The organism is Clostridiaceae bacterium HFYG-1003, assembly GCA_024579835.1.
In the GTDB taxonomy this organism is placed as follows: domain Bacteria; phylum Bacillota; class Clostridia; order Clostridiales; family Clostridiaceae; genus JG1575.
Genome location: CP102060.1, coordinates 3,080,189 through 3,093,155, shown reverse-complemented (window position 1 = coordinate 3,093,155; position 12,967 = coordinate 3,080,189). Strand labels below are relative to the sequence as shown.

The following is a 12,967-nucleotide window of genomic DNA, read 5'->3' as shown; positions in this document are numbered from 1 at the left end:
CTTACTCCATCCGCTTGAAATAAAGCTCCAGCTGAGAATTCAGATCCGTTTCGGAAAGCAGCTCCGGTGCTTCCGTAAAATCAAGGACTGACTCCGTCTCACGGCAATATTTCACTTTGATGCACTGGCCCAGATTTCTGGGGCAGCGCAGGCACAGACAGTCCGTGGCATGGCCTTCGCAGGACTTGCCGTACAGCGGGCAGTGCCGGCAGTTTTTCAGAGCGCTGTCCAGCGCTTCGTTTCGTTCATTCATTTTATTCTCCTTCTATTCGAACCGGGATCGCCTGATCCAGGGTCAGTGACTCAGTGGTAGTCCGACAGGTATATGCCGCAACTTCTACCTGATGTTCCATTGCATAACGCAGCGATTCCGCAAAATATGGGTCCATGGCGGCATTCGGGGTAAAGTAACTGGCATTTTCCAGCTGGACCAGAAAGATCAATCCCGCCCCAAACCCGGCATTCCGGGCTTCCACCAGTTCTCTCAGATGACGCGCCCCCCGTTCCGTCACCGCATCGGGAAATGAGACAACGCCATCCCCTTCCAGCGTGACCCCTTTGACTTCCAGATAGTAATCCGGAGCATCCGGCCGGCTCAGCTTAAAGTCAAACCGGGACTTGCCGAAGGTCTTTTCCCGGGTGACCTGGGTATACTCCGCCAGGTGCGGGATTCTTCGCTCCAGCAGGGCTTCTTCCACCACCCGGTTAGGGATCTGCGAATCAAAATTAATCAGCTGGTTCCCTTTCCAGGCACCAATGAGAGAATGAGCGGTCTTTCGCTTTGCTCCGGATTCATACCGGATCAGAGCCCGGCAGCCCGGGATCAGGATCTCGCGCAGGCGACCGGTATTCGGCACATGAACCAGTACCTCTTCTCCTTCCAGCTCGATGTAAGCCTGAAAGCGATTGGGCCGGCGCAGGAACACCACTTCTTTGGTTGGCTTGTCAAAAATCATTTTATCCTCTTCTTTCCGTTGGATATTATATCATTTTTCGATTCATACCGGATATCTCATTCCCTTGTGATCGGAAGAAGGTCATGTCCGCCGACCATAAAGAAAAGACCGGCTGAATCCTGATGCCATATTCTCTTCATGAAAAATTCACCTCTGACAAGTTGACATTGATCCAATCGAATATTAAGATGTAAATGCAAATCATTCGCATTTGTCAGGAGGATCTTATGAAAAAAATATTACCAGGGCTGCTCGCCCTTTTACTCATCACGGGGTGCACCCCCGCTCAGAACCAAACCACGGCCGGGGCCGCCACATCCGGCTCCGCTGATAAGATTCAGGTCATGACCTCAATCCACCCCATTGATCAGCTGGTCAAAGCCATTGGCGGAGATCTGGTGGAGACTACGATGTTTGTTAAGCCGGGAGTGGATGCTCACGACTTTGAACCCACGGCGAAGGACATGGCAAAGTTAAAGGAAGCCAAGGTGCTCTTCATTAACGGCCTGGGCATGGAACCATGGGCCACGGACGGTGCCATTACGGGCGCTACCAAGCTCATGGTTTTGGGAGACGGGCTGGATTACATTCCCCTGGCCGAAGGCCATGAACATGAAGAGGGTGAAGATCACACCCATGAGGGGGAAGTGGATCCCCATGTCTGGCTGGGTCTGCCCGAGTTAAAACTGATGGCTGCCAATACAGCGACGGCACTGACTCTGATTGCTCCCGAGCATAAGTCCGATTTCGAGGAGAATCTGAAGAAGTTCAATACGGAAGCCGATGCCCTCGCCAATGAATTCCATCCCAAATTCGTCGCCTATCAGGGGAAAGCCTTTGTCACCGGTCATGAGGCCTTCGGTTACCTGACCCGCTCCATCGGTCTGGAGCAAATGGCGGTGGAAGGCCCCTTCGGCGAAGGAGAACCTACCCCTCAGAAAATCAAAGAGCTGGTGGATTTTGTCAAAGAACACCGGATTACCACCATCTTTGTGGAAGAAACCGCCTCTCCCAAAGTCTCCGAAACGCTGGCCCGGGAAACCGGCGCAGAGCTGGTTTCCATCCCCACCCTGGAAACCAGCGGCGAGATCTTTCCCAGCATCCGGGACATCTACCAGAAAGTCCTGACCGCTATGGAGAAGGACAGCAAGTAGCAGCCGGAATCAATTCCTGTGCCCTCACGGGGTAATGACCTAGCTCCTAAAAAAATGAAAGCAATGAAATAATGGAAGCAATCAATTGATTGCTTCCATTTCTTTATTATGGTGACCCCAAGGAGAATCGAACTCCTGATTCCAGCGTGAGAGGCTAGCGTCTTGACCGCTTGACCATGGGGCCGTGGTAACGGAATTTATCATACCACTGTTTGAGCGCATTCGTCAATAGGAAATCTGCAGGGCATGGAACTCCGTGCCCGAACCTTAATTGAAAAAGTAAATTCCATGGCTCACGATCGGCTGTGCAAGTTCCTTTTCTGGATAACTGCCGGAACATCAACATCAACATCAACTGAAAACTGAGACAGCTCAGGCCTTCGGCTGAGTGCAAAGAAATCCTTGGAGGAGTGCATAAAGCCAGCCAAGAACAGATTAAATCATATCCTGAATGAGTAAACCGGCCTGGGAAGTCTTCCCGGGCCGGCTGCTCCTTTATTCATTCAGAACGGTTGTCTCCGGCTTTGACTTTCCGGTGCGTTCTGAAGTGCTAGAGTGTTTCCTCGCGCAGAGCCTTGAACAGAGAGGCAATGGCGAAGAACATGATAAAGATAAAGGGGAAAGCTGCGATAACCGAAGCGGTCTGAAGCGGAACCAGGCCGCCTGCCAGAAGCAGTGAGGTCGCCAGCGCGGACTGAATCAGTCCCCAGGTAATCTTCTTGCTGTTGGAAGGATTGAGGTCTCCGCCCTGGGTGAACATTCCCAGCACAAAGGTGGCTGAGTTGGCCGAGGTAACAAAGAAGGTGATGAGCAGGAAGATGGCGATGAAGGACAGGACCTGTCCCAGCGGATACTGGGAGAAGACTTCGAACAGTGCCGTTTCCGGAACTTTGGCGATTTCCGCCATTTTCTCGAGCCCGATCTTGTTCTTCATATCGATGCCCATGGCACCAAAAATGGCAAACCAGACCATGGAGGTCACGGCGGGGGCCACCGTAACGCCCAGGATGAATTCCTTGAAGGTCCGGCCGCGGGAGATCCGGGCAATAAATGATCCGACAAACGGTGCCCAGGCAATCCACCAGGCCCAGTAGAAGACCGTCCAGCCATTGATCCAGCCATTGTCTCCCAACAGGTTCAGATGGAGTGAATCAGAAATGAAGTTCTGGATATAGGCACCCATCCCTTCCGTGAAGGTGTTCAGTGTAAGGAGCTTGGGTCCGACCAGGAAGCTGGCCACCAGCAGGGCGCCTGCCAGGTACAGGTTGATATCGCCCAGCAGCGCGATTCCCTTTTCAATGCCAGCCACCGCCGTCCAGATGAAAATGACGGTGATGACGGCGATGATGATGAGCTGTACCGTCGAATTGTTGGGAATGCCAAAGACCTTGTTCAGGCCTGAGTTGATCTGCATCGTACCCAGTCCCAGGGAGGTGGCAACACCGGCTACAGTGGCAAAGACCGCCAGGATATCGATGAGCTTGCCGATGGGGCCGCGCACGCCTTTTTCTCCGATCAGGGGGACAAAGATGGAGCTGATCAGCCCGGGATAGCCTTTGCGGAACTGGAAGTATCCCAGTGCCAGACCGATGATGGTGTAGTTCGCCCAAGGGTGGAAGCCCCAGTGCTTGAACGAGGCCTGAATGGCAAAGGTTGCCGCTTCATTGGAGCCTGGTTCCAGGCCCATGGGAGCTACCAGATGGGACAGAGGTTCCGCAATGCCCCAGAATACCAGCCCAATTCCCATTCCGGCGCCAAAGAGCATGGCAAACCAGGATTTGGTGGAATAGTCCGGCACTGAGTCATCCGGTCCGAGTTTCAGCTTGCCATACTTGGAGAAGGCGATGCCCAGCGCCACAACGACGAAGGCCAGCATGGCAAAGAGATAGAGCCAGCCGAAATGAACCTGCAGGAACTGGAGTATCGTATCCATGGACTTGCCGAAGGGACCGCTGAACAGCAGCCCTGCGGCAGAAATCGCCAGGACGATAACCAGGGAAACGAAGTATACCGTATTGTCTTGTTTGGGGGCCAGTGAGCCCTGGCGATCCTTTTCCATTTTACTTCACCGCATAGATCTTCTGTTCGGAAATGTCATCCGTCAGAGCTTCAAGGGCAGTCCGGACTCTGGAAAGGCGCAGCTTCCACTGAGCTTCCGCGGAGGTCGCAGGATCTCCGAGCGGATAGGGAATCGAAATGGTAGGAACAATCTTATTAGCGCCCACTGTGGAAGCAACCGGAATCAGGTTGCACATCTGAACAATGGGGAATCCGGCTTTTTCAAGTTCTTTGACCATCGTTGCACCGCAACGTGTGCAGGTGCCTCACGTGCTGGTCATGATGATGGCCGTGACGCCGTCTTCTTTCAGGAATGGAATCATTTCCTTCGCCATGCGGGCAGCTTCATTTTCGGTGGTGCCGGTTCCGACGGTGGAATAGAACCAGGGGTGAAGCCTGCCGATAAAGCCTTCTTTCTCAAAATGCTTCATGGCATCCACGGGCATGATGACATTGGGATCCGCATCAGCGGCAGCCGGGTCAAATCCGGCATGGATGGTTTTAAATTCTCCTCCCTTGAGACGATCCATCTGTGAGATGTCGTATCGTCCCCAGCGGGTTGCGGAAGCGGACTGAATCCGGTCCGGATTGTCCACCGGAACAATTCCGCCGGTGGTAATGAGGGCAACGTTTGCCTTGGTCAGATCCTGAACGGCCGGCGCCACGGGAACGCGTTCCTTCAGGCGGATGGGCAGTTCGGTCTCAAACGCTTCGCCATTGACTTTTTTCAGCAGCATGTCAATGACGCGATCCACAGCGGGACGTCCCTCCGGCAGCCATACCTGGTGACGGATGCCGCGAAGGAAGAAACCGCCTTCCTCCTGAAGAATCTGAGTTTCACCGGCCAGCAGGCGCTTGGCCAGACCGACAATGGCGGAAACGTCATCTTTCATGGAGGCTGCGCTTCTGCCGCCGGGCATGATGTAGAGATCCTGCTTGAACATCTCGACACCCGGATTTTCTTCATGCATGGAAGAAACAGCCATAACGCCATATTTATTCTGGATATGTCTGGCTACGGTTCCGCAGGCCACGCCATAGCGTCCTGCCTGGAATGCCGGCCCAGCCAGCAGGATATCGAAGGATTTGCCCTCCAGCAGAGCGTCGATCTCTGCCAGTGCCGCTTCGGTATTGGATCCCATGTAGTTGTCGCCGCAGATGATGGCGCCGATGATTTGTGCGTCGCTGCCCAGCATGGCTTTATAGGCCAGTGCAGGACCTTTGATGTCTTCACGGAACTGCGGAGCGACATCCGCCATATCTTCCCCGCCAATGCCGGCGAAAAACTGATTCAGGTATAACAGAACTTTTTTCATTTCCCGATCCTCCTAAAATTCTTTCATGGTCTTGGGAGACCATCCGATGATCCGGTCACCGCAGAAGGTACTGTTGTTTTCAATAATGATGCTGCCGTCTTCGCGGACTGTCGGTCCCAGAAGCTCATCGTAGGCCCATCCGCCGGATAATCCGTCGCGGCCGGCTGCTTCCAGCTCACCGATGACATGGTCCATGGCCGGGAGCTCAATCAGCTCCGAGACATTGCCGGTGGAGACAATGGCATCTGCCAGGACATCCAGGGCAACCAGCGGCTGGCTCTTGCCGTCCCGGCCGGTACATTCGTTGGTAAGTCCAACCGTTTTGACGCCGGCTTTTTCCAGCTCAACGAAGCAGGCAATGAAGTCCGCGTCCGGATTGCCGTAGCCTTCTTCCGTAAGGATCGCTCCATCTGCGCCGATAATATTCGCCAGCTTGGCTACTGCCTGTGCGGAACGCTGTTTCTGCTCCAGCGATACGTTCAGGTTGGACATGATCACGCCGAGGAAATTCAGCGTCTTGCCATGTTCTTCGTACAACCGCGTGATCACCGGATTATTCTGGTAATCGAAGGTAGACCACTTGGAGGAACAAGGCATGAAGGAACCGTCAATCATGGCTCCGTCCAGCACTTCGTTGGGGTGTACCAGGCTGGGAATGAAGTGGTTTAAATCCCATCCGTAGAGCAGTGCATTGTAGCCCATTTCTTCCATCTGGGACTGGGGCTGCATGACATAGACAATAGCCGGCAGGTTTTCCACTGCTGCTTCCCTCTGACGAACAGAACCCAGTTCATAGGTTACCAGCTCATCTTCCGTTTCCTGGCCCACAGAGAAAGCCAGATACTCGGCAAACCGGTGGGTCGCCCAGCGCAGAGCGTGGTTCTTTTTCTGCTGTTCTCTCTGTTCAAAGAGCTCATCGGTATCACACACCAGGCAGATGTTGATGAGCTGGGAGAAATGAGTCAGCTTGGCGCCTTCTCCGCTCATATCGATAATACCATCTCCGAAGGATCCCCAGTGCATGCCTACGCCTAGAACGGAAACCCCTTTCAGACAGTTCGTCCGGCCAGTGCCGACCTGAACCACATCTCCGGTTACTCCCGGGAAGGCGGGACGTCCGTCGGTCTTAGCGCGTGGCTCGACGGCTTCCTTGACCGGAACGATTCGAGTGGAATCCCCGGGTCTTGCGATTTCGATGTCACACTCGGTGATGTGCTCATCTTCTTTGACGTACTGGATGGCTTCCTCTTTGTTAATTGTGAGAATGCCCTTGCTGAAGAATGTCCGGTCGCCGAATACGACGTCCTGGACCTGGTAGTTGGCCAGCTGTAATTTCATACAATTTCCCTCCTGGAATACAGACGATGTTCGTTGCTAAGGACAGTATACTAAACGTTTTCCCGAAAGTAAACATGTTTATTTTATAAAATTGTTTATTTTTCATTCTCGTTTGCTTCCTGCCAAAAAACAAAAAAACAGCTGCGCCAGCAGCTGAAATTTGTATAACTAGGATGATTTGAATGATACCGATCGATCCAGGAGCCAGCCAAGAAAGGCCACCAGTTTCTTCCCTTCCCGGATCCGCTTATCCTTATCCCAGTTTGAGACAATGCATTCGGAAAGCTTGCCCCGGAACAGTGCGATCATCATTTCATTGAGCAGCAGCAGTTCCGACTGGGGCAAACGGATCTGATGGGCTTCGATGACCGGTGCCAGTACCGACATGTTCCGGGTTGGCAGGCTGCAGCCCTTCATCATTTCCTGAATATCCACCGTGTGCTCATTGAGCTCCTCCGGAAACATCTTGAAATAAAACTCAAAGAACTCGCACAGGGAATACCGCGGAGTCTTAAAGAACAACGCTTCGTAGATCTTCGGGCGCTCGAAGGAATAAAAGCAGAAGCACTCCCAGATGGCCAGGAATCGCACCCTTGGTTCCTTGATGGGCTCCACATCATGCTTCAGGCTTTGATGGTAATCCTGGAGATACTTGATCGAGGCAAACCCCACCAGGTAATCCAGATTCTCAAAATAATTGTACAGAGTCGCCGGATTATAGCCGGCCAGCTTGCTGACCTTCCGTACCGTGACAGCTTCAATGCCTTCAGATTCAATGATCTGATGCACGGCCTCCACAAAGTATGACATGGTGCGGATCCGCTGGATGTCCTTATTGCTCAGTTCCAAGGTACTTCTCCCCTTCCGGTCCGGGCAATGCATCACCCGGAGCTCAAATCATCGAGACAGACCCTCCCAACCGTTCGGTCCGCTCCCAGTGATCTGCTTCAATTCTCAACTATTTTAACATAAATCAGACCCTTTGGAATCCCGGACCATCCGACATCCCTCGAATCTCATGAACAGAGCATGATCGACTTCCACTGACCCGGGCTGGTCGCCTTTCTCTGGTTCTGCTCATGCCAAAGGGACTGGATCGCTCCAATCCCTTCGGTTCTTATTTACTTGGATCTTTTGTCCTCGAATCATTTGTACTTGGATTTGAACTTGGATCAGAAAGTATTCCCTGGGAGTAATCCTGACTTAGTCAATGAACTCTTTCTTCTGGGCACCGGTTGGTTCTTCGGATTTCCGGGTTGACTTCAGATACTTGGCAAGGAATGTCCTGGTTCTCTCGTTGTCCGGATTGGTGAAAATCTTCTCCGGAACGGCATCCTCGACGATCGCTCCTTTGTCCATGAAGATCACTCGGTCGGAAACGTCCCGCGCAAAGCTCATTTCATGGGTAACCACCACCATGGTCAGTCCGGAATAGGCCAGGTCCTTCATTACCTGAAGAACTTCGCCAACCAGCTCCGGGTCCAGGGCAGAGGTCGGTTCATCAAAGAGCATGATTTCAGGCTCCATGGCCAGGGCCCGCGCAATCGCGACCCGCTGCTTCTGCCCGCCGGAGAGTTTGGACGGATACTGATCCCGCTTCTCCCACAAACCGACTTTCTTGAGCAGGACTTCCGCCTTCTTCATGGCTTCTTCCTTCGGCGTCCCCTTGACGGTCATCGGGGCTTCAATGACATTCCCCATGACGGTCAGATTGGGAAAGAGATTGAACTGCTGGAACACCATGCCGACTTTTGAGATCGCCCGCTTGACTGATTCCTTGTCATAGGGGTCCATCTGTTCCCCGGCAATAAAAATCTGACCGGAGGTCGGGGTCTCCAGGTTATTGAGACAGCGCAGGAAGGTACTCTTTCCGGAACCGGAGGCGCCTATGACGCAAACTGCCTCATTCTTATGGATTTTCACATTGAGGTTCTCAAACACCGTCAGGTCGTCAAACCGTTTGGTCAGGTTGACCGTTTCAATCATGACTGGGTTGTTTCTGTATTCAGACATTGCTTCCTCCTAGTACACAGCCAGCTTCTTTTCCAACCGGCCAAACAGGAAAGTCAGAATCGAGGTGAAGAACAGGTAAAATGTGGCCGCGACGGCATAGGCCGGGATCGGATTGAAATCCCGGGAAGTAATCTCATGCGTCAGCTTCAGAACTTCGGTCAGAGCAATCGCCGCAACCAGCGAGGTATCCTTGAGAAGCGTGATGAATTCGTTGCCCAATGTCGGGAGAATGATCCGGACGGTCTGGGGAATCACAATGCGCTTCATGGTCTGCCAGTGGCTCATACCCAGTGCTTTGGCGGCCTCAAACTGTCCCTTGTCAATGGCCTGGATGCCGCCGCGAATGATCTCTGCCATATAGGCGCCGATATTCAGGGACAACCCGATGACCGCCGCCATGTACGAACTGAGAAAGATATTCATTTTGGGAAGTCCGTAATACAGGAAGTAGAGCTGCACCATCATGGGGGTGCCTCTTAAAAACCAGGTATAGAATGAACCGAGTTTTTTTAGAATCCAGACTTTGGACATTTTCATCTGAGAGACTACCATTCCAATGATGGTACCGAACAGAATGCCGAGGATCGTGAGAGTCAGCGCAACCGGAGCTCCCTTCCACACCTGGGGAAAGTAGTTCAGATAATCCTGAAAGAATTTCAGGATCTGATCTGGCAGAGATGCTGCCGCCGTGTGTAGTATGATCACTGTTTCCTCCTATTTTCTACTTGAAGATATCCATGCCGAACCATTTTTCTGAAAGCTGAGCCATGGTTCCATCCGTCACCATCTCAGCCAGAATTTTATCGATCTCGGCTTTCAGCTTGGGAGAGTCCAATGGGATGGCAATCCCGACCGGACCGGCTTCCATAAGCTCATCCAGCATGACATAGTTTGTAGCATCTGTTTTCATATAGTATGCGCCGACTACGTTATCGGTGACAACGGCATCCACTCGGCCTGCGGAAAGATCCAGGAGCGCTTCGGCCACCAGTTTGTATTTCTGTACGCCGCCCAGATCGGTCCGGGTTGTGGTCCAGTCCTCAGTGGTTGAACCCTGCTGAATTCCCAGCTTCTTGCCGGCCAGATCCGCAAAGCCCTTAATGTCCTGGTTGTCCGGCGAAACGATGATGGACAGTCCGACAGCAGGGATATATGGTTCACTGAACAGAACGCTCTTTTTCCGGGCTTCTGTAATATTCATGGTAGCAGCGATGGTATCAAACCGGTTAGCGGCCAGACCTTCGGTGATTCCGGCAAATTCTGTGGTCACAATTTCCAGCGTGACGCCCATTTTTTCGGCGATGTGCCGCATCATGTCCATGTCAAACCCGACGATTTCCTGTTTATCATTGGTAAATTCCATCGGGGGGTAGGTCGTCTCTGTACCAACCCGGAGTTTACCGGCCTTCTTTACCGCATCGAGCCGGTCTCCGGCTGCAGCGGGTGAGCAGGCAGAAAGACTTGCCAGGACCATAGTGGACGCGATGATCAGGGATGCTGTTTTTAATACTTTTTTCAATTCACTCACCTCTTGTATAATTATGCTAGTCTATAACCTATTATAAGGTTCAATGTCAGATTATAAAGTTAAAATTCCATAAATTCAACAAATTCCTGTATAATTATACATTCGATTTTAAAAATCCTTTACCGTCTGATAATCTTGCATTCCACAGGCTCTGCAGGAATAATATGATAAAATTTAACTACCAATTTCCCAGCTCCGCCAAGCAGAAATTGGCCTGTTTTAATTCGGCGGAATCATTGATCGCCTGCCATTTCCCACCGGTTTCCATGCCAACCCGATTTCTGATGCATACGAACTGCTCCACCAGGCAAAAATTCACACACACAGTTCTCCGGTACTTATGACCTTCGACCCCAGGATTCGGTGATGAAGTCTGTTCGACTTCTCCTTATGAAGGGTTAATAAAGGCACCTGACATTAGTCAGGTGCCATTTTCCGTTCATAAAGAACCATTCGGACCGAGAATTACTGGCCGATCAGCTTGGCCAAGACTCCGGTCTGCTGCAGGAAGACCATCGCCATCATCAGAGGAACACCGACCATCATGGACATTTTCCAGAATCCGCCGATGGCGAAATTATTCTTGGAACCAATTTTGATTTCCTTGAAGGCATTGTCATAGCCCCAGACAAAGGTGATGAACAGGGACATGAACACTCCACCCAGAGGGAGCAGGATGTTGCTGGTCAGGTAGTCCAGGACATCAAAGAAGTTCTGTCCGTCTTTGCTGAAGAAATAAAATTTCTGTTCCCAGGGTCCGTTGGACAGGGAAGCACCGATCCCGATCACGAAGCACAGTCCTGCAAAAATCCATACCGCTTTGGTTCTGGACCACTTCAGGGAATCCATTGCCCAGGATACCGGAACCTCCAGGAGTGAAATTGCCGAGGTTAAAGCGGCGAAGAATACCAGTACAAAGAACATCAGGCCAAAGAGATTGCCCAGAGGCATGCTGGCAAAAATATTGGGCAAAGTGCCAAACATCAGACCAGGGCCTGCGCCCGGCTCCTGATTGAAGGCGAAAACTGCGGGCATAATCGCGATACCGGCCAGCAGAGCTGCCATGGTATCAAGGGCTGGAATGGTCAGCGCATTGCTGGGCAGGTCTTCATGGCCTTCCAGGTAGGAGCCGTAGGTAACCAGTGTACCCATGCCAAGCGACAGGGAGAAGAAAACCTGGCCCATCGCCTTCACCAGAACATCCAGATTGAATTTGCTCCAGTTGGGGATCAGGAAGTATTTTAACCCTTCCATAGCGCCGGGCAACGTTAAGGACCGAATCGCGATGATGATAAGGAACAGGAATAACAGGGGCATCATGATTTTGGATGCTTTCTCAATACCGCCGGATACGCCGCCCAAAACGATGAACAGAGTAGCTGCCATGAACAGTCCGTGCCAGATCAGTGGTTCATAGGGGTTCGTGATGAATGATACGAAGTATCCCATCTTATCCGCCTGCTGAACTCCTCCCATGATGTACTGGAAGATGTACTTGATGACCCAGCCGCCTACGACGGAGTAGAAAGACAGAATAAGGAATCCAGTCAGTATGCCAATTCCTCCGATAAACCCAAATTTCGGATTGATCTTCTTATAAGCGCCATACTGATTGAGTTTGGTTGCCCGGCCGATGGAAAGTTCGCCCAGCATCATAGTAAAACCTAATAAGATTACGATTCCAAGATACACCAGAACAAATGCGCCGCCGCCGTTGGCTCCGGCCAGATAAGGGAATTTCCACAGATTGCCTAATCCAATGGCTGATCCTGCCGACGCCATAATGAAGCCGAATCTCGACCCCCACGCGCCTCTTGAATTGTTTTCCATACTGCACCTCACTTTTGAAAATAATTCCGTTGGTTACATTCATTATATTCACACTGATTCTTGTTTTAACATTTTTCGAGTAAATGCAAATGGAAATTGATGAAATTAAGTTATTCCGTCCACTTAGTGTTATTCCGTTCATTATTTATCCCATTTTAATGTCATTTATGTCAAATGAGAACATTGATAATCAACATCCAAAATCCAGGACTTTTCATCCTAAACTGATGCTTATCCTTCAAGAGGCTGAACGTAACTTATCACGAAACTTACGTAAACTATCCCTTCCGATTCGTTTCATTTTGCCTAATTCAAAATCAAAGTCCTCGTGCTCTGTCAAACCAACTAAAAAAGAACCGTGCGAAAATCGCACGGTTCTTTGTGAAATATTAGTTAAATATGGGCAATCGCTTCAATTTCGATGCGGGCGTCCTTCGGCAGACCGGCCACAGCGAAACAGGAGCGGGCTGGCTGATTCTCGGTAAAGAATTCCGCATAGACTTCGTTCATCGCAGCAAAATCGTTCATATCTCTTAAGAAGACGGTGACTTTGACACACTGTTCCATGGAGGAACCGGCCCCTTCCAGAATGTTCTTCACATTGGTCAGGCAGGCTCTGGTTCCGTCAGGAATGTTTTCCTGCATAACGCCGTCCTTCATGGGCAGCTGTCCGGAGACAAACACCAGGTCACCAATTACATTGGCATGGGAATACGGTCCTACGGCTGCCGGGGCATTGTCTACTAAAATTGCTTTCTTTTTCATTTCAGTACT

The 12,967-nt window shown here is 51.3% G+C and carries 12 protein-coding genes and 1 tRNA gene; 1 reads left to right on the top strand and 12 read right to left on the bottom strand.

Annotated features, from left to right (window positions below):
• Position 1: 1 nt before the first annotated feature.
• Positions 2-253, bottom strand: a complete 252-nt coding sequence (locus NQU17_13845) for a hypothetical protein (protein ID UUM13540.1) — start codon at positions 251-253, stop codon at positions 2-4.
• Between the two features lies 1 nt (position 254).
• Entirely contained in the window at positions 255-956 is a 702-nt protein-coding gene (gene sfsA, locus NQU17_13840; protein ID UUM11696.1) for a DNA/RNA nuclease SfsA, read from the bottom strand.
• Between the two features lie 227 nt (positions 957-1,183).
• On the opposite strand from sfsA, the gene NQU17_13835 reads away from it, so the two are divergent.
• Positions 1,184-2,110, top strand: a complete 927-nt coding sequence (locus NQU17_13835) for a zinc ABC transporter substrate-binding protein (GenBank protein ID UUM11695.1) — start codon at positions 1,184-1,186, stop codon at positions 2,108-2,110.
• 109 nt (positions 2,111-2,219) lie between these two features.
• On the opposite strand, the gene NQU17_13830 is transcribed toward NQU17_13835, so the two are convergent.
• The 10 genes from NQU17_13830 to NQU17_13785 all read right to left on the bottom strand — a co-directional run bounded on the left by NQU17_13830 (position 2,220) and on the right by NQU17_13785 (position 12,958).
• Positions 2,220-2,294: transfer RNA gene (locus NQU17_13830), tRNA-Glu, on the bottom strand.
• A 366-nt stretch (positions 2,295-2,660) separates the two neighbouring features.
• Positions 2,661-4,169, bottom strand: a complete 1,509-nt coding sequence (locus NQU17_13825; protein UUM11694.1) for a BCCT family transporter — start codon at positions 4,167-4,169, stop codon at positions 2,661-2,663.
• 1 nt (position 4,170) lies between these two features.
• Positions 4,171-5,484 (bottom strand): glycine/betaine/sarcosine/D-proline family reductase selenoprotein B, encoded by a 1,314-nt coding sequence (locus NQU17_13820; protein ID UUM11693.1) that lies wholly within the window; start codon positions 5,482-5,484, stop codon positions 4,171-4,173.
• 12 nt (positions 5,485-5,496) lie between these two features.
• Positions 5,497-6,822 (bottom strand): glycine/sarcosine/betaine reductase component B subunit, encoded by a 1,326-nt coding sequence (locus NQU17_13815; GenBank protein ID UUM11692.1) that lies wholly within the window; start codon positions 6,820-6,822, stop codon positions 5,497-5,499.
• Between the two features lie 168 nt (positions 6,823-6,990).
• Entirely contained in the window at positions 6,991-7,671 is a 681-nt protein-coding gene (locus tag NQU17_13810) for a TetR/AcrR family transcriptional regulator (protein ID UUM11691.1), read from the bottom strand.
• A gap of 354 nt (positions 7,672-8,025) precedes the next feature.
• Entirely contained in the window at positions 8,026-8,808 is a 783-nt protein-coding gene (locus tag NQU17_13805; protein UUM13525.1) for an amino acid ABC transporter ATP-binding protein, read from the bottom strand.
• A 36-nt stretch (positions 8,809-8,844) separates the two neighbouring features.
• Complete coding sequence (locus NQU17_13800; protein ID UUM13524.1) at positions 8,845-9,474, bottom strand: amino acid ABC transporter permease; 630 nt, start codon at positions 9,472-9,474, stop codon at positions 8,845-8,847.
• An 82-nt stretch (positions 9,475-9,556) separates the two neighbouring features.
• On the bottom strand, positions 9,557-10,354 hold the full coding sequence (locus NQU17_13795) for an ABC transporter substrate-binding protein (GenBank protein UUM11690.1): 798 nt from the start codon (positions 10,352-10,354) through the stop codon (positions 9,557-9,559).
• 474 nt (positions 10,355-10,828) lie between these two features.
• Complete coding sequence (locus NQU17_13790; GenBank protein ID UUM11689.1) at positions 10,829-12,193, bottom strand: sodium-dependent transporter; 1,365 nt, start codon at positions 12,191-12,193, stop codon at positions 10,829-10,831.
• 393 nt (positions 12,194-12,586) lie between these two features.
• Positions 12,587-12,958 (bottom strand): Rid family detoxifying hydrolase, encoded by a 372-nt coding sequence (locus tag NQU17_13785; GenBank protein ID UUM11688.1) that lies wholly within the window; start codon positions 12,956-12,958, stop codon positions 12,587-12,589.
• Between the last annotated feature and the right edge of the window lie 9 nt (positions 12,959-12,967).

What these genes read in the sequence shown, in the direction of transcription:
- NQU17_13845 (UUM13540.1), bottom strand. Translation starts at nt 253, where the DNA reads ATGAATGAACGAAACGAAGCGCTGGACAGCGCTCTGAAAAACTGCCGG.
- sfsA (UUM11696.1), bottom strand. Translation starts at nt 956, where the DNA reads ATGATTTTTGACAAGCCAACCAAAGAAGTGGTGTTCCTGCGCCGGCCC.
- NQU17_13835 (UUM11695.1), top strand. Translation starts at nt 1,184, where the DNA reads ATGAAAAAAATATTACCAGGGCTGCTCGCCCTTTTACTCATCACGGGG.
- NQU17_13825 (UUM11694.1), bottom strand. Translation starts at nt 4,169, where the DNA reads ATGGAAAAGGATCGCCAGGGCTCACTGGCCCCCAAACAAGACAATACG.
- NQU17_13815 (UUM11692.1), bottom strand. Translation starts at nt 6,822, where the DNA reads ATGAAATTACAGCTGGCCAACTACCAGGTCCAGGACGTCGTATTCGGC.
- NQU17_13805 (UUM13525.1), bottom strand. Translation starts at nt 8,808, where the DNA reads ATGATTGAAACGGTCAACCTGACCAAACGGTTTGACGACCTGACGGTG.
- NQU17_13790 (UUM11689.1), bottom strand. Translation starts at nt 12,193, where the DNA reads ATGGAAAACAATTCAAGAGGCGCGTGGGGGTCGAGATTCGGCTTCATT.
- NQU17_13785 (UUM11688.1), bottom strand. Translation starts at nt 12,958, where the DNA reads ATGAAAAAGAAAGCAATTTTAGTAGACAATGCCCCGGCAGCCGTAGGA.